The organism is Legionella jordanis (assembly GCF_900637635.1).
In the GTDB taxonomy this organism is placed as follows: domain Bacteria; phylum Pseudomonadota; class Gammaproteobacteria; order Legionellales; family Legionellaceae; genus Tatlockia; species Tatlockia jordanis.
Map to the genome: position 1 here is coordinate 2,373,230 of NZ_LR134383.1, position 15,738 is coordinate 2,388,967.

The following is a 15,738-nucleotide window of genomic DNA, read 5'->3' on the forward strand; positions in this document are numbered from 1 at the left end:
CCAGCGTAAACTTTGTTCTTAAGCATGTCCTGCAGCGGCAGTCATTTGGCTCATCTTAACACCAATGAGTGAGCCGGCGTATTCCCAACGTTCAGCAAAAGGAACCTCGTACAACAGTTCGGGTGTGTATGGACATACTAACCAACTGTTGTTCATAACCTCTTCTTCCAATTGATTTTCACCCCAACCACAATAGCCTAATGTAACCAAAACATCCTTTGGTCCTTTATCAGCTGCGATGGCATGGATGATATCATTGGAAGTGGTTACAGTCACGTCGTCGCGCAACGCCAAGCTTGAGCGCCATACGCCAATCGGCCTGTGAATAACAAACCCGCGTTCTGGTTGCACTGGTCCACCAAATAAAAGCGGTTTTTGGTTTTGCTCGCTACGTGCAGGCTCAATTTGCATCTGCTCAAACACCAGGCCCAGGGGGTATTGCATTGGTCGATTTATGATTAATCCTACAGTACCTTGAACATGGTGTTCACAAATGTAAACGACCGCTCGATTAAAATTAGGATCAATCAGTGAGGGCATGGCTATCAATAGGTGATTCGCCAATGAGGAATTAGTTGTCATGGCACACCCCCTCACACACAATTTAGTTACTATAAGTATATACCAATTAAATCTTTAACAGAGTTCAAATAAAAAAAACATCCAAGCTCCTGTGGATTGTGTTTTCTTAACTGTTAAAACAAGGGTTTTGAACAATAACACATCTAGTATTCTTATTTTTAAACCATATTTTGCGCCTGAGCTTACCCCTCGCGGGGTGGTGCAAATTCCTTAGGTCAGAACAACAATAAATGACGTTAGTAATCTCCTTGGATGCTGGCCATTGCAAGAAATCACCTCACTAAATCATTCGTGCAAAAAAAAATTATTATAGACTAGAATGAATGGATAGGTTTTCTGCCATTGCGGCCCCTTGCATGATTTCTGACTCACATTATGCCATCATTAATAATTAATTGGTTTAGCGCTTGCATAGGATTTTATTGTGGAAACGATTGTACTTAGAAAGAAAGACGTCTTTTTTTTACGTGCGATGGAAGTTGATGAGCTCGTTCTTTTGCTTCTTATTGTCGCTCTGGTAACATTAGTCCTTTCTGTTTATCTTTGGGATAGATCGCAAAGAAAGCATGCGGTACTGCGCAATTTCCCCGTTATCGGACATTTTCGTTATTTCTTTGAATTTCTCGGTGATTTTTTTAGACAATATTTCTTTGCCAATGATCGCGAGGAAATGCCATTTAATCGTGCTGATCGCTCCTGGGTTTATCGCGCAGCAAAAAACGTCGATACCACCATAGGTTTCGGTTCTACTCGTCCTCTCCACGACACCGGCACGGTGTATTTTGTCAGTGCCCCCTTTCCACCCTTGGCTACCGATGAAGCTCCGATGCAGCCCATGGTCATTGGACCTTATAGCAGACATCCTTATTCTTCCACCCATATCTTTAATATTTCAGCCATGAGCTATGGAGCCATATCCAAACCGGCAATTCGCGCCTTAGCTCAAGGGGCAAAAAAAGCCGGCTGCTGGCTAAATACGGGGGAAGGTGGAGTTTCTCCCTATCACTTGGAGGCCGGCTGTGACATTGTGGCGCAAATTGGGACAGCAAAATATGGTTTTCGCGATGCGGAAGGACATTTGTCTGATGACAGGTTACGTGAATTGGCAGCCCTGGATTGCATAAAAATGTTTGAGATTAAACTGAGCCAGGGAGCGAAGCCTGGGAAAGGCGGCCTTCTTCCTGGGGTTAAAGTAACCGAAGAGATTGCCAAAATCCGAGGCATTCTCCCAGGTGTAGATTCCATCAGCCCTAACAGGCATATCGATATCAGCAATGTTGAAGATTTGCTTGATGCCATTGAACACGTACGCGAAGTAACCGGTAAACCCGTTGGCTGCAAATTTGTACTGGGTAGCTATGACTGGGTTTATGATTTGTGTGAAGCCGTGCATAAGCGAGGGATTAAGTATGCCCCGGATTTCATCACTTTAGATAGTGCCGATGGTGGCACAGGTGCTTCACCTCAGGGGCTCATGGATTACATGGGTATTCCCATACAAGAATCTTTGCCCAGATTGGTAGACATTTTAGTCATGTACAATTTGCGCCAAAGGATACGAGTCATTGCCAGTGGTAAACTAATAACCCCCTCTGGCGTTTGTTGGGCTCTTTGCGCCGGCGCTGATTTCGTCAATTCTGCTCGTGGATTTATGTTCGCACTAGGTTGTATTCAAGCCATGCAATGTCATAAGAATACTTGCCCAACGGGTGTAACAACACACAATCCCCGACTTCAGCGAGGATTAGTCGTCGAAGACAAGGCTGAACGTGTATTTCATTATGCCAATAATATGGCTCATGAGGTAGCAATAATTTGCCATTCTTGTGGTGTCGAAGAGCCAAGGCAATTGCAGAGAAAACATGCCCGGATTGTTCGGGAAGATGGTTTTTCTGTGTCTTTAGAAGAAATATTCCCAAATCAAAAACCACTTCCCCAGTTCGAATAACTGGCCACATCACGTAAATCATTAATTAATTGAGCGGCAACCCCAGGCGAATAAACCTGCTCTTTTTCTAAGGGTTGCCAAATTCCATGGGGCCATGCCAAATCCGCTTCGAAACGACCTACAACGTGAATGTGAAGCTGGGCAACGATATTCCCTAATGAACCTACATTCAACTTATGAGGGTTAAAATAAGCCTGTAATACCCTGGAAGCCTCAGTGATCTCATCCATTAATTGCCTGCGATTCTCTGAGGATAATTGATGGATTTCTGTTATGTTTTTTTCCCGTGGAACCAGAATCAACCAGGGGAAATGGCTGTTGTTTTTCAGAAACAGGCGAGATAAAGGCCAATCCACTAAGAAAAAACTACTCTCCTGAATGCGACTATCGACTTGGAAACTCATTTTTATTCAAAATAATGACTTGAAACTTATTGTAAGCAGGATTCATTTTAACAGGAAGAACAAAAATAAATTCATTCTGAGATTTGCTTTCTTTGTTAAAAAGTGCAAAATTATTGATTCACCAGGTAAAGAATTCTATTTTTTTATAAAAAACTATTGAGACTTATCCTGGTTTTAAGATATGTTGAAATAACCCGAAAAATTGGGTTTACAATTGTCATTTAGGGATGAATGCAATTGCTCAACCGCTTTAAGCTGTTGACGATTGATAGGCTTTAGCAAAAGGAGGGATGTTATGGCTATCGGCGAAGTCAAGTGGTTTAATAACGCCAAAGGATGGGGGTTTATTATACCAGAAGGTGGCGGTGAAGACGTGTTTGTTCATTTCTCGGCGATCAGTGGCACAGGCTATAAGACGCTTGTTCCTGGACAGCAAGTTAGCTATGATCTCGAAAAAGGTGATCGTGGTTTGCATGCTTCAAATGTAATCGCATTAGTCAGTGAAGAAACAAACGCTTAAACTTTACCAGTAATACAGCAGCTTTTGCTGCTGTGTCGTTTTTATGACCCCTTTGGTCCTGATGTTTTATGATGAAAAAAGCAGTTCTGCTTATTAATCTTGGTACCCCAGATAATTTTGATAAGACTTCGGTCAGACGGTATTTAAGAGAATTCCTTGCTGACAAAAGAGTAATCGATTTACCAGCGCCTCTTCGTTATGCTTTGCTATATGGCCTCATTTTACCTTTTAAGCCTAAACAATCAGCACATGCTTATCAAAGCATCTGGTATGAGGGTGGGTCTCCCCTTCTTGTCCATAGCATTCGCCTTCAAGAAAAATTACAAGAGAAGTTAGGGGAAAATTACAAAGTGATTCTTGGAATGCGCTATGGCAGGCCTTCTATCCAAGAAGCGTTAGAGGAAGTAAAAACTTATGAGCACTTAAGTGTTCTGCCTTTATTTCCCCAATATTCTTCGGCAGCAACCGGTTCTGCGATTGAAAAAGTATTGGAACTTCTTCTGCCAAAAAAAACTCTCCCCCATTTACGCATCATTCGCGATTTTTACCAACAGCCCGCATTCATTAAAGCACAAGCGGCTCTCATACGACCTTATCTAGCCGATCATGACTACTTACTGTTTAGCTATCATGGTATTCCCGAACGACATCTTATTCATAACGGTTGTTCATCCATATGTGCCGGAAGCTGCCCAGAGATCAACCCAGCCAATCAAACTTGCTACAGGGCTCAATGTTATATGACCACCAAAGCCTTAGCACAGCAGCTTAATTTAAACGAAGCTGACTATGCAGTTGCATTTCAATCTCGTCTTGGGAAAGCCGCTTGGCTACAACCCTACACGGATGTATTTTTGCCGCAATTAATTCAAAAAGGCATCAAACGTGTGGCCGTTACTTGCCCCTCTTTTGTAACTGATTGCCTTGAAACCCTCGAGGAAATCGGCATTCGTGCCAAAGAACAATGGCAGCGCCTCGGTGGTTCAGAACTAACCCTTATCCCCTCACTCAATGAAAATGAGCTCTGGGTCAGTGGCCTTGCCGAAATACTAAGCGGGCAGCAAGCTTAATAAATTCTTTTTTGAAAAATTATAGCCCCTTGATTATTTACAAAATTTGCAAAAAAATATAATTATGCTATAGAAATAAAAACCAAACATCATTTGAGGTGGCCATGCCTAACAAACAATTTTCTGAGCGTCTAAATCGAGAGCTCGACAATATTGGTGTTCCGCCTCGTAGTGAAGAGCGAATTGAAGCTTTTGCCAAATTGGTTAAAATTCCCAAATTCAAAGCAGAGGCTTTTTTGAATGGTGTGGTCGTACCCGACAGTAAGTTGTTAACCGTAATAGCTGAAGAATTGGAAGTTAGTGCTGATTGGTTGACTGGTAAGAGTGAACAGAAACAGAAAAAGACCAGAGCCTAATCCCAATCATCAATGTCCTCAGCAGGCAATTGCAATTCTTCATAATTCTCAAAAACAGCAAGATGAAAAATAGCATCCCCCTCATTGACCAGAGGAATGTTGGTTTTTCCAATGATTACTCCGTTGCAGGGGGATTTAATTTTGGTTTCACTATCACCCAGCGGGTCGACAATAACACAAAGTATTTCTCCCTTTTCAACCTTTTCTCCCAAAGCCTGTGTTCTGATCATTACTCCGCTTTCAGGGGCTCGAACCCAAAAGGTTGACTCTGCAATGGCAGAAATGAACTCTTTTTTTCTTCTCCTAACCTTACGCATTGAAGGGGAAAACATTTCGAGGTAAGTCATTACATTCAATACTCCACGCACACCCATGCGTATGGAAAACTCATCAAACCGCAAGGCTTCGCCGGCTTCATATATTATCATTGGAATATTCAAATTGTCTGTGGCTTCTCGCAGGGAGCCGTCACGCATGGTTGCAGCTACCCTCAAAGGAGCATCAAATGCTTCCGCTAGTTTCGCCGACTGCGCACACTGATGACTAAATCGAGTTTGTGGATAATTGGAGCGATGAATCGCACCCGTGTGAAGATCAATCCCATGAGTTGAATGCTCGACAATTTCCGTCATGATTAAATTGGCAAGCTTAGATGCCATGGAGCCCTTTTCTCGTCCTGGAAATTGGCGGTTTAGATCGCGGCGATCAGGAAGATAGCGAGAATGCAAGAAAAAACCATAAACGTTCACTACCGGGATTGTAATTAAGGTGCCACGTAAGCGTTTTATTCTCGGGTTGTGGTGCAACCGTCGAATAATCTCAACCCCATTAATCTCGTCTCCATGGATGGCAGCTGTCACAAAAAGAATAGGCCCTTCTTTTTTACCATGAAAAACATAAACTGGTATATCAATGGCTGCTGATGTATACAACATAGCCAGTGAGAGTTTAACGCAGCGCGCCTCTCCGGCCTTGACTGTTTCATTAGCGATTTTAATTGCTGGCCTTGTTTTCATCCTTGGAACCGTTGATGTATTGTCTTGGGTTTAGCATGTTTTTCTATATATTGTATAATTTTAGCTGCAATATTGATGTGTGTTGCTTTCTCTATTCCTTCCAAACCGGGAGAGGAGTTAATTTCCAGCACTAAAGGACCATGATTGGAGCGAATCAAATCCACTCCGGCGACTTTTAAGCCCATGGTTTTTGCTGCTGCCACCGCAATTGCACGCTCTTGTGGAGACAATTTTACCTTTATGGCTTTGCCGCCTTGATGAACGTTCGCCCGAAACTCCCCCTCCTTGGCCTGGCGTTTTATTGCTGCAACCACTTTATCACCAATGACAAAACAGCGAATGTCAGTGCCCCTTGATTCTTCAATGAACTCTTGCACCAGAATGTTGGTAGACATTTCCTTAAAAGCATTGATAATACTGACCGCTGATTGATGACTGTCCGCCAATATAACACCCTTCCCTTGTGTACCTTCCAACAACTTAATCACTAAAGGAGCACCCCCCACCATATGAATTAAATCTTCTGTATCATCGGGCGAGAGTGCAAAACTGGTTCTGGGTAAAGGGATGCCCTTACGAGCCAGTAATTGGAGAGCACGAAATTTATCCCGCGAACGCGAGATGGCAATGGACTCATTCAGAGTGTAAATACCCATTGTTTCCATATGGCGTAATAAGGCTGTGCCATAAAAAGTCAAGGATGCACCAATTCTGGGTATAACCGCATCGTATTTAGGTAATGCATGACCACCACGATAATGGACTTGCGGGTTTGAAGTCGCAACATTCAAATAACAATACAAAGGATTAATCATGTGGATTTCATGACCTGCCTCCTCTCCGGCTGCTTTGAGCCGTTGATGTGAATAAAGTTGAGGATTAGTAGATAAAATCGCAATTTTCATGAATCCGGTTTTCCTTAAATTATTATTTTTGATATAGAAAAGCCTAGCTCAAAATTTGAGCTTTGTTGAGTCTAAAAGAAAAAATCTATGCCTCATCATCAAGCTTAAATTAGATAAAAGTATCCTTCAGTCCAGATACCTTTATCCTTATTGAATCTTAAGAAATTAACTGTAGGTAATCTTTTGCCAATAAATTCGCCTGATGAGGAGTTGTAAAGAACGCATTCAGTTCACCTTGAGGATTAAATAGCATTACTGCACCACTATGTTGAACATCATAACTTTTAGGATCACTGCTGTTAGGCATCGCAATTTTACTGTAAGCAATCCCAAGTTCACGAGTCATTTGCTTAATCATTTCATCAGAACCACGAGCACCATAAAAACGAGGATTGAACGCCTTAACGTATTTATGCAATTTCTCCAAACTGTCTCTTTCAGGATCGATTGAAATCATGACCACTCTTGGCAAGGGCTGTACACCCTTTTCCTCCAGGATACGCTGCATTTTGCCCAATTCAGCCATTGTGGTTGGACATAAATAGCCACAGTTGGTAAAGCCAAAAAAAATCATCGTCCATTGACCTTGCAGGCTCTGGTTATTAAAGGGTTGATTATCGATGCCCACGAGGGAAAATTCATTCATTTCGCGGGGAACCTCCAGGAAAGTTCCATTAAATTGACTTGGATCAATCTTCTTTTTGGATGATAAATGTTGAGCCAGGGCTATTCCTCCGGCAATAGCCACAATGGCTAATACAAAACCCATTACTAACGTTAGTCGATTCATTTTGGCAATATACATATGATCCCCTTAAAAATAATGATCAACCAATAAAAAGGCAAATAGCGACATTAAATAAACAATAGAAAAACGAAATGTTCTCATGGCAAAGACTGCCTGCTCCCTACGCCATAAAACTACTGCCCAGTAGAGAAAACGCCCTCCTAACACTAGAGCGCCAATCAGATACAACTTACCGCTCATACCCACAATAACAGGCAAAAGACTGACTACCAGTAATAAAATGCTGTATAGGAGAATATTCAATTTGGTAAAAGCAATACCATGGGTCACAGGAAGCATAGGGATTTCAGCGTTTTTATATTCTTCAAATCGATAAATGGCCAAAGCCCAAAAATGAGGTGGAGTCCAGGTGAAAATAATTAAAACCAACAATAAAGCTTGTGGGTCCAATTGATTGGTAACGGCTGTCCAGCCTAACATGGGCGGTGCAGCTCCAGCTAAACCACCAATTACAATATTTTGCGGAGTAGCACGTTTTAAATAACCGGTATAAATACCGGCATAACCAATAAGACTAATAAAAGTCAGCACTGCAGTGAGGCTATTTACAAAAACAATTAAAACCATCAAACCCAAGCCACCAATCAGGCTTGCAAAATAAAGCGCTTGTTTTACAGAAACACGACCTTGGGCAATGGGTCTTTTTCTGGTTCGCGCCATGATGGAATCAATGCGTTTATCCACCAAATGATTAATGGCAGCTGCACTTCCTGCGCAAAGGCCAATGCCTGTAAGTGAAGGCAGTAGGAGAGAGAGCGGAATCCAATGAGGCGTAGCTAAATACATACCGACAATGACGGTTAATAACATTAGTGCTACGACCCGTGGTTTGCAAAGCTCTAGGTAATCACGCCAGTTTAAGTGATAACTTGACTCAGTTGCAGCAGGCATTAGCAGGTCTCCCTTGAGTGAGGTAGAGCATCATCAGCATGGTCGCCAGCAACAAAGCCGCTACCCCATTATGAGCCACGGCAATTCCTAAAGGCAGTAAATAAATGACATTCAGCACACCCAATGTAAATTGAATTAAAACAAGCAGTATGGCCAGGATTGCAAAAACCCTAAAACTTGTTTTTCTCACTTTAAAAGCGGATAGGATGGCAATGCAAAATACATAAGCAGCCGTAATCATTGCTCCTAAACGATGAATGTATTGGATAGTCATTCTGATGTCATTATCCAATAATCCCCCTTGGTAATTTTCCCCAACAGGAGAAAATAAATTAAATCCTTGCGCAAAATGCAAAGGCGGCAACCATTGCCCATTGCATTGGGGAAAGCCAATGCAGGCTAGGCCAGCATAATTGGAGCTCACCCATCCTCCCAAAGCTATCTGAATAAAGACGATTGCTACCCCCAAAGCTAGCCAGAAACGCCACTGCGGAAGGGCAAGGGGACGAACAAAACTTAATTGCAAGCGCAAGCGCGCCAAACAAGAGAAAATCAAAATGCCACCCAGCAAGTGCCCCATTACCACCACGGGCAATAATTTCAAGGTAACCGTCCACATTCCAAGAGCGGCTTGAAAAAAGACTAGAATGAATAAGACTAAAGGCAGTTGCCAGGGGAATCTGTCTTGAGGATTCCGCGGCCAAAAAGCATAGCCTGCAATAATAAAAATAAGTAGTGCCAGACTTCCCGCGGCATAACGATGAGCCATCTCGGTCCATGCTTTCCGGGTTTCAAGTGGAATTTGGGGGAAAGTATATTGTGCTGACTGCAGTTTTTGCTGATCTTTTGGTAATACCATATGCCCATAGCAGCCTGGCCAATCCGGGCAACCCAAGCCTGCATCGGTTAATCGAGTATAAGCCCCAAGCATTACAACAAATAAAGCCAATACAACTGCAACTGTAACCACTAAGCGTATGAATTTTCCTTGTACAGGATTAAGCATTTCTCTTGTCCAGACTTAATAAATGTTTGAGATCATGAAATATGTCATCCGGTTTGGCATTGGCTTTATAAGCCAGAACAAGATAATCATCCGGATTGGCAATGAAGATTTTTGCCTCTGATTCAAGCATGGCCATTTCTGTTTTGCTTTTTGCATTCAAGCGTAAAACTGCAATGTCTTGCTCCTTCAGGGTACTTGCAAACTGAGGACTTAAAGCGGCAGCCTGTTCATCTAAAATTAGCCATTGCTCCACTTGGTATAGCCGACGGCCCAGAGCCAGACGGATGCGAGCAACTTTATCCAACTGCATCATGCACTCGCTGCTGCAATCTCCAGGATTCCAAAAAATCAACCGCCATTTGGCATTTTGACTCATGGCTAAAAATTTGGGCGGTGGTGTCAGCAATTCACCTTTATTCGTTTGGGTGCTACCAAGCCACTGCGGATGGCTGTAGCAAATGTAAGCTATCAGACCAGGAGCAGCAAATAGCAACAGCAACAAGAATAAAATAAGATAGTTACGCTTTACTGTGTTCATGTGTTTTCTTCAAATTTAAAGCAACGAAAAGCACTAAAGTGACAAAAGCCATGGCAAACCATTGAAAAGCATAAGCATAATGACGCTGAGGGGTCATACTGACGACCGTCCAATCACGCACATAGCCGTTTGCCTGTTCTTTGCCCATGCGAATGATAAACGGATAGACATTTTTATGCAAAACCTGGCTGATTGTCTTCGTTTCAATTCGCTCAATAATACTGAGCGAGGCTTGCTTTTTTTCAATTACTTGGCCAAGAACCCAGTTTTTTGCAGAGGGAAAATAAGCGCTTCCATGAAGAGTTATGTTTCCTGAGGGAATAACCACCTCGGGAAATTTTTGTCTGGTTAGATCACCGTCAATCCATCCTCGGTCAATTAAAATTACATCCCCTGAGGAAAGTTCTAAAGGATTTAAAATGTCATAGCCAAACTGATGCTTATAAAATTGATTATCCAGTAAAAACGTTTCATTTAATAAAGTACCGGTGACTAAAATTCTTTGCCCTTGTTTGGGAAGTGGGCTATGCTCATTCCAGGGTACGGGAGCGACTGAACCCAAGCGCGCTTCAGCACTTAAAATGTCCTTTTTCTCATAACCGCGTTGCAACTGCCAAAATCCTAAACGCGTGAATAGGAACATGGCACACATGGTCAGTAAAAACATTTTCCAATTGGGCGTGAAACGGTAATTGAAACAGGTTAAACTCAACATCTTTTTATCTTTTGTCAAAAATAGCTGTACGATTTTCAATTTTTTGCTCGCGGAGTATAACAAATGTTTACCAAAGCCATTATCTTGATCGTAATGTTAATTATTCTCATTGCCTTAGGTAGCAGCCTGATTTTTCTGGTGCGTGATGAAGGCAAAACCAAACGGACGGTCAAAGCACTAACTTGGCGTATTGGGTTATCTTTACTTTTATTTTTATTCTTGTTCTTAGCATTCAGCATGGGCTGGATTACTCCACATGCCGTCTAAAGTCGAATGCTGATTTCTATCGGTTAGCGGGCAAGAAACGTCTTGCATTTATAATACAGAATTCCCACAAAAATTGACAGGAGGTCACCATGTATATTTTATATTCGTTTAAAACCCCAAACGGCATTAAGCCCACAATCATGCTTGAGGAAATTAAATCCACTTATGAAATCAAGCTGGTGAATATTTTTGAAGGGGAGCAATTTAAACCCGAATTTTTAGCCATTTCCCCGAATAATAAAATACCCGCTCTTTATGATGAGGAAGATGATTTTCATCTATTTGAAAGTGTGGCCATTCTGCAATATCTTGCAGAAAAACATCAGCAGTTTTTACCCATAAAGCGAAAAGAGAAATTTACGGTTCTGCAATGGTGTTTTTTTCAAGCCGCCCATATTGGGCCAATGTTTGGTCAATATGGGCATTTCCATCGTTATGCTCCTGAACCAGTGCCGTATGCCCGGAAGCGGTATGGCGACGAAGTTCAGCGACTTATGGGGGTTATGGATAAGCAATTAACAAAACATAAGCATATTGCACTGGAGGATTACAGCATTGCGGATATGGCTATTTGGCCCTGGCTTTATTGCTATGAACAATTCTATCAAAGCCCCTTGGATGGCAAGCAGTTTCCCAACTTAATTAAATGGTATCAAACACTTGCCGAAAGGCCAGCGATTCAAGCAGCACTCGCTGTCTATCAATAAACACTGCCGATTTAGCTATTAATGCCAGCTCTTTGGCTGGCTTTTAGCAATACAGCTCAAAAATTAGCTTGTATTTTTATAAAAATTGTCCAAAATATATTCATTAGTTGTACTTTAGTTGTAACTTATGGCAGTCACCCGTCATTACCTTGTCAGACAAATTTCCTCTGACAAACCAAAAACCTTTAGAAACCTTCTTAAGACTTCTTTGAATAACCCAGAAACCTCAGCCCTGCTGATTGGGGAAATACATGGAGTTAGTCCCAGTTATGAGGCCATTCTGGCTAATATTGACTTATTAAGCCACTCCAAACGCAAAGTGGTATTGCTTTTCGAAGCCCTCAACCAAGAGGATAATCATAAAATGGCCAAAGCTTTCGCCAAGGCACAGCAAGAGCATTCAAACCCTTTAAAGTCAGTTGCAGGATTACAAAAATCAGAAGTGTCTATTAATTTATACACGGTGATTTTGGCAGCCATTAACCATGGAATTAAAGTTATGGGTTGTGAAAACGTGATTAGCAACCCTTTTTGCAATAAAACGGATGCAGATTACAAAGATCCGATGGAGCTTGTTCGTGGAATGGAAAAGTTCCAGCGAAGTGCGGATCGGATACGCAAGCCTAACGAAGTGTTTTCTTCCCTTATCAATTCACTGATCGATGAGAAAGATGTATTTTGCATTTTCATAGGGGGCGCAGCCCATCCTGTTGAATTGAGAAATGAGGCGGATGAAGTATTTGATGCAGGTATGAAAAGGAGAATTCATGCGCAAAATTTGTCTGTTTTCTTAATCGAAAATAAAAACTCCTCCGTCAAGGAGAATGAAATACGTGAATTCACCGATAGGCATCTTTATGGTGTGTATGACTATGCAGTTGGCACCAATAAATTTGACCTGTATAAAGACAGCTTTCAAAGTCAGCCACAAGTGATGGATAAAATTAAACTCCTCAACTTGTTTTGCCATAATTTAATCACAGGTTACCTTTATTTTCATAAACAATCTTTTGAACTTAAGCAAGAAATTGCCGATGTGATTAGCTGTTTTGAAGAATCAGTAGATAAAAAATTCGAATTCCCGGCTTTACATGAATTTATCGACAAGATAATAGAATTATCAAATACAACAAAGCCTGAAGAACGCAAAAACACTTTCTTTAAGCAGGAAAGAAAACGGTATTCGAGGGACGAGCTACACACAAAAATTCATCACGATTTGTCTGAGTTTGTCATCGAAGAATTTAAAAGCAGTGTTGGTAACTCTTATTCAAATGAGTAAACAATACTTAAGCAGCATGAGCCGTCTATCTAAATCCATAAGACCGCTAAAAATGAAGTCGGAGTCGCGCTTCAGATCGTCGTCAAAGAATAAAGCTCTTGCCTGCTTTAAGTAAAACTTCAATTCAGTCAGTATATCTTCTTGTGCTTCATCTTTTTGTGGTAGTCGCGCAACATTCGCCTCCTTAAGGAAACATCCAACGGCACAGAAATATGAAAGCAAATGTGAATAAACTGACCCATTTGCTGATGCAGTCTTCCTAATAAAGGGAGTAGGTCTTAAGAATTACTGGTTAACAGGATGAGTCACCTCATTTTGAGTTTTAAGTTCAGCTAAGACATAAGTCAATTTATCATATTCCGATTGAGAGTATTCTTGGCCTCTCTTATACCATTCAACATAATCAAGCGGAGCTTTCAAGATTTCGTCAAAATCATCCCAAGAGATAAGCATCGAATTAGTTCTCAGGCAAGCAAGCTTGCGAGAGTGGATTTCCCGGCCCTGATATACCAGGATGCTAGTACTCTGGTCATGATCTTAACTTATTGGTATACAATATAAAAATTGTTAAATGCCGCTTGACAGTGAGAATTTTTCGTCTCTACACTATTCACGCTGGGGACCATTAACTGGTTCAATCTAGGTTATCATTAAACGAAGGAATTGTTATGAACAAAATCAAATTAACTGGCGCAGCATTAGCTGTGGGTGCTGCAGCAATGTTCGCTATTGCTCCTGTTTATGCTTCTGAAGCATCTTCTGATGCACAAACAGTCCAATGCAAAGGCGTAAATTCTTGCAAAGGTCAAAGTGCTTGTAAAACCGCCACCAACTCCTGCAAAGGTCAAAATTCTTGCAAAGGCCAAGGCATCAGCATGATGACCAAGGACGAGTGCCAGAAAGCCGGTGGTACTGTTGTGACTGATCATTCCGATCACTCTGATAACTCCGACAACAGCAGCAGTTCAGACAATTCCGACAGCTCCTCACAATAATTAGGAGAGATTAGCCAGACGATGTCTGGCTAATCCATTAATCTAAATGACGACTTCACTTGAAAACGGTAAATTGCCTTTCTTGGGTTTTGGACTTGGGTTACGGCCTGAGCACTATGAAGAAATTGTGCAACAAAACCCAGCCGTAGAATGGTTTGAAATAATAACTGAAAACTATTTAATTCCAGGCGGTAAGCCGCTCTACTACCTTGATAAAATTCGTCAGGATTATCCTTTAGTGATGCATGGGGTTTCTCTATCTATCGCCAGCAAAGACCCTTTAGACTGGGAGTATTTAAGGCAAGTAAAAGAGCTGGCAAATCGTATTGAAGCAAAATGGATTTCGGATCATCTTTGCTGGACAGGGATTAATGGTTTAAATATGCATGATCTTCTTCCCGTTCCTTATACCGAGGAAGCAATCGACCACATCATCCCAAGAATTCGAAGTGTTCAAGACTACTTAGGCAGACCCATTCTAATTGAAAACGTTTCCAGCTATTTAAGCTTTCATGAATCAGAAATGACTGAATGGGAATTTATTGCAGAAATTGCCGAACAGGCAGACTGCCATTTGCTATTGGATGTTAATAACATATACGTGAGCTCGGTTAACCACCAGTTTAATCCCCTTGATTATCTGCGAGGAGTACCGCGACAGCGAGTAGCGCAAATTCATTTGGCCGGACATTCAAATTATGGTGACTACATTATTGACACGCACGATGCTCCAGTATGCCAGGAAGTTTGGCAGCTTTATGCGCAATCTTTGCAATATTTCGGAGTCATTTCTACCATGATTGAACGAGATGATAACATTCCATCTTTAAATGAGCTGATTGCAGAACTTAACCAGGCCAAAGAGATTGCCACCGCCTTTTTAGCCAAAGAGCCCGCATTATGAACGAATTAGGACGTCTGCAAGAATCCTTTCAAGCTTATTTAATGACCGGCGAAAAATTAGCTCTAAGCCAGGCTATTGTTGACTCAGGGATGATTACGGTCACACAACGTCTGGACATATACCGTGACGCTTACCGAAGCCGGTTAATAGAATGTCTGAGCAGCAACTATCCTGTTTGCCGTCAGTACTTCGGTGATGAGCAATTTTTGCAATTAGCGCATTCCTACATTGATGCCTATCCATCTTTCTTTCGTTCCATTCGCTGGTATGGTGATTGTTTAAGCACTCACTTGGCTGAATGCAGCAGCACTCAGCCGCATTGGGTCGAACTTGCACAATTTGAGTGGCAGCTAAATCTTGCTTTTGATGCGACTGACGCTTCCGTCCTCTCCATTGATCACATGACTGCCATTCAGCCGGAACACTGGGCTGAGATGACATTTTCCCCCCATCCGTCCCTGCATCTCCTGAAATTTGCTTGGAATACAGTAGCTATTTGGCAAGCTATTGCTAATAATAAACAACCAGAACCAGTTCAGAAAAAGAATGAATCGACGACTTGGGTCATCTGGCGCCATAATTACAGCAGCCGTTTTTATTGCTTGGCAGAAGATGAAAGTTGGGCCTTGAATGCCTTGGTCAAAGGCGCTAATTTTGCTGAAATTTGTGCTGGATTAAACGAATGGATGGCAGAGGAAGAAGTTGGCCTTCGGGCGGCTTCGCTGCTTAAGGGCTGGATACAATCGGGATTATTATCACGAATAACTTTCAAGGACGGAACAAATGAGTAAAACAGATAAATTAGTTGTTGCAGCGATGACTTC

Annotated in this window: 19 protein-coding genes; 10 read left to right on the plus strand and 9 right to left on the minus strand. The window is 41.8% G+C overall.

Translation table 11 applies throughout. The features are described from left to right. Positions 1–18: 18 nt before the first annotated feature. A complete protein-coding gene (locus EL203_RS10600) occupies positions 19–582 on the minus strand; it encodes a YqgE/AlgH family protein (RefSeq protein WP_058472012.1) in 564 nt (187 codons plus the stop codon). Between the two features lie 424 nt (positions 583–1,006). On the opposite strand from EL203_RS10600, the gene EL203_RS10605 reads away from it, so the two are divergent. Beyond that, the gene (locus EL203_RS10605) at positions 1,007–2,530 is read left to right on the plus strand and encodes an FMN-binding glutamate synthase family protein (RefSeq protein ID WP_232003935.1); all 1,524 of its coding nucleotides are present in this window, start codon (positions 1,007–1,009) and stop codon (positions 2,528–2,530) included. Here the strand turns inward: EL203_RS10605 and EL203_RS10610 are convergent. Continuing rightward, the gene (locus EL203_RS10610; protein WP_058472011.1) at positions 2,503–2,934 is read right to left on the minus strand and encodes an HIT domain-containing protein; all 432 of its coding nucleotides are present in this window, start codon (positions 2,932–2,934) and stop codon (positions 2,503–2,505) included. The two genes, EL203_RS10605 and EL203_RS10610, sit on opposite strands and share 28 nt — an antisense overlap. A 295-nt stretch (positions 2,935–3,229) precedes the next feature. On the opposite strand from EL203_RS10610, the gene EL203_RS10615 reads away from it, so the two are divergent. The 3 genes from EL203_RS10615 to EL203_RS10625 all read left to right on the plus strand — a co-directional run bounded on the left by EL203_RS10615 (position 3,230) and on the right by EL203_RS10625 (position 4,880). Then, positions 3,230–3,454, plus strand: a complete 225-nt coding sequence (locus EL203_RS10615) for a cold-shock protein (RefSeq protein ID WP_058472010.1) — start codon at positions 3,230–3,232, stop codon at positions 3,452–3,454. 71 nt (positions 3,455–3,525) lie between these two features. After that, the gene (gene hemH, locus EL203_RS10620) at positions 3,526–4,524 is read left to right on the plus strand and encodes a ferrochelatase (protein WP_058472009.1); all 999 of its coding nucleotides are present in this window, start codon (positions 3,526–3,528) and stop codon (positions 4,522–4,524) included. Positions 4,525–4,628: 104 nt separating this feature from the next. Further along, on the plus strand, positions 4,629–4,880 hold the full coding sequence (locus EL203_RS10625; protein WP_058472008.1) for a hypothetical protein: 252 nt from the start codon (positions 4,629–4,631) through the stop codon (positions 4,878–4,880). Here EL203_RS10625 and EL203_RS10630 read toward each other — a convergent pair. From EL203_RS10630 to EL203_RS10660, 7 genes are all read right to left on the minus strand, one after another. Then, on the minus strand, positions 4,877–5,896 hold the full coding sequence (locus EL203_RS10630; RefSeq protein ID WP_058472007.1) for a succinylglutamate desuccinylase/aspartoacylase family protein: 1,020 nt from the start codon (positions 5,894–5,896) through the stop codon (positions 4,877–4,879). The genes EL203_RS10625 and EL203_RS10630 overlap by 4 nt on opposite strands. Then, positions 5,893–6,801, minus strand: a complete 909-nt coding sequence (gene rimK / locus EL203_RS10635) for a 30S ribosomal protein S6--L-glutamate ligase (protein WP_058472006.1) — start codon at positions 6,799–6,801, stop codon at positions 5,893–5,895. The genes EL203_RS10630 and rimK overlap by 4 nt, the downstream gene beginning before the upstream one ends. 157 nt (positions 6,802–6,958) lie before the next feature. Further along, the gene (locus tag EL203_RS10640; protein WP_058472005.1) at positions 6,959–7,606 is read right to left on the minus strand and encodes an SCO family protein; all 648 of its coding nucleotides are present in this window, start codon (positions 7,604–7,606) and stop codon (positions 6,959–6,961) included. 9 nt (positions 7,607–7,615) lie between these two features. Next, positions 7,616–8,500 carry a heme o synthase gene (gene cyoE / locus EL203_RS10645; protein WP_058472004.1) on the minus strand — a complete coding sequence of 295 codons (885 nt, stop codon included), beginning with the start codon at positions 8,498–8,500 and terminating at the stop codon, positions 7,616–7,618. Further along, positions 8,484–9,506 (minus strand): COX15/CtaA family protein, encoded by a 1,023-nt coding sequence (locus tag EL203_RS10650; protein WP_058472003.1) that lies wholly within the window; start codon positions 9,504–9,506, stop codon positions 8,484–8,486. The genes cyoE and EL203_RS10650 overlap by 17 nt, the downstream gene beginning before the upstream one ends. Further along, positions 9,499–10,044 (minus strand): hypothetical protein, encoded by a 546-nt coding sequence (locus tag EL203_RS10655; protein ID WP_058472002.1) that lies wholly within the window; start codon positions 10,042–10,044, stop codon positions 9,499–9,501. Before EL203_RS10655 ends, EL203_RS10650 begins: the two co-directional genes overlap by 8 nt. Beyond that, positions 10,025–10,759, minus strand: a complete 735-nt coding sequence (locus tag EL203_RS10660; RefSeq protein WP_058472001.1) for an SURF1 family protein — start codon at positions 10,757–10,759, stop codon at positions 10,025–10,027. The genes EL203_RS10655 and EL203_RS10660 overlap by 20 nt, the downstream gene beginning before the upstream one ends. 63 nt (positions 10,760–10,822) lie before the next feature. Between EL203_RS10660 and EL203_RS10665 the strand changes: the two genes are divergently transcribed. The 6 genes from EL203_RS10665 (at position 10,823) to EL203_RS10690 (ending at position 15,705) form a co-directional block, all read left to right on the plus strand. After that, complete coding sequence (locus EL203_RS10665) at positions 10,823–11,026, plus strand: twin transmembrane helix small protein (protein ID WP_058472000.1); 204 nt, start codon at positions 10,823–10,825, stop codon at positions 11,024–11,026. A gap of 89 nt (positions 11,027–11,115) precedes the next feature. Then, on the plus strand, positions 11,116–11,733 hold the full coding sequence (locus EL203_RS10670) for a glutathione binding-like protein (RefSeq protein ID WP_058471999.1): 618 nt from the start codon (positions 11,116–11,118) through the stop codon (positions 11,731–11,733). A 127-nt stretch (positions 11,734–11,860) separates the two neighbouring features. Next, positions 11,861–13,015, plus strand: a complete 1,155-nt coding sequence (locus EL203_RS10675) for a hypothetical protein (RefSeq protein ID WP_058471998.1) — start codon at positions 11,861–11,863, stop codon at positions 13,013–13,015. A 668-nt stretch (positions 13,016–13,683) separates the two neighbouring features. Beyond that, complete coding sequence (bufA2, locus tag EL203_RS10680; protein ID WP_232003936.1) at positions 13,684–14,010, plus strand: BufA2 family periplasmic bufferin-type metallophore; 327 nt, start codon at positions 13,684–13,686, stop codon at positions 14,008–14,010. Positions 14,011–14,056: 46 nt separating this feature from the next. Next, positions 14,057–14,914, plus strand: a complete 858-nt coding sequence (gene bufB / locus EL203_RS10685; protein ID WP_058471996.1) for an MNIO family bufferin maturase — start codon at positions 14,057–14,059, stop codon at positions 14,912–14,914. Next, positions 14,911–15,705, plus strand: coding sequence for an HvfC/BufC N-terminal domain-containing protein (locus EL203_RS10690; protein ID WP_058471995.1), 795 nt, complete (start codon positions 14,911–14,913; stop codon positions 15,703–15,705). The genes bufB and EL203_RS10690 overlap by 4 nt, the downstream gene beginning before the upstream one ends. Positions 15,706–15,738 lie beyond the last annotated feature (33 nt).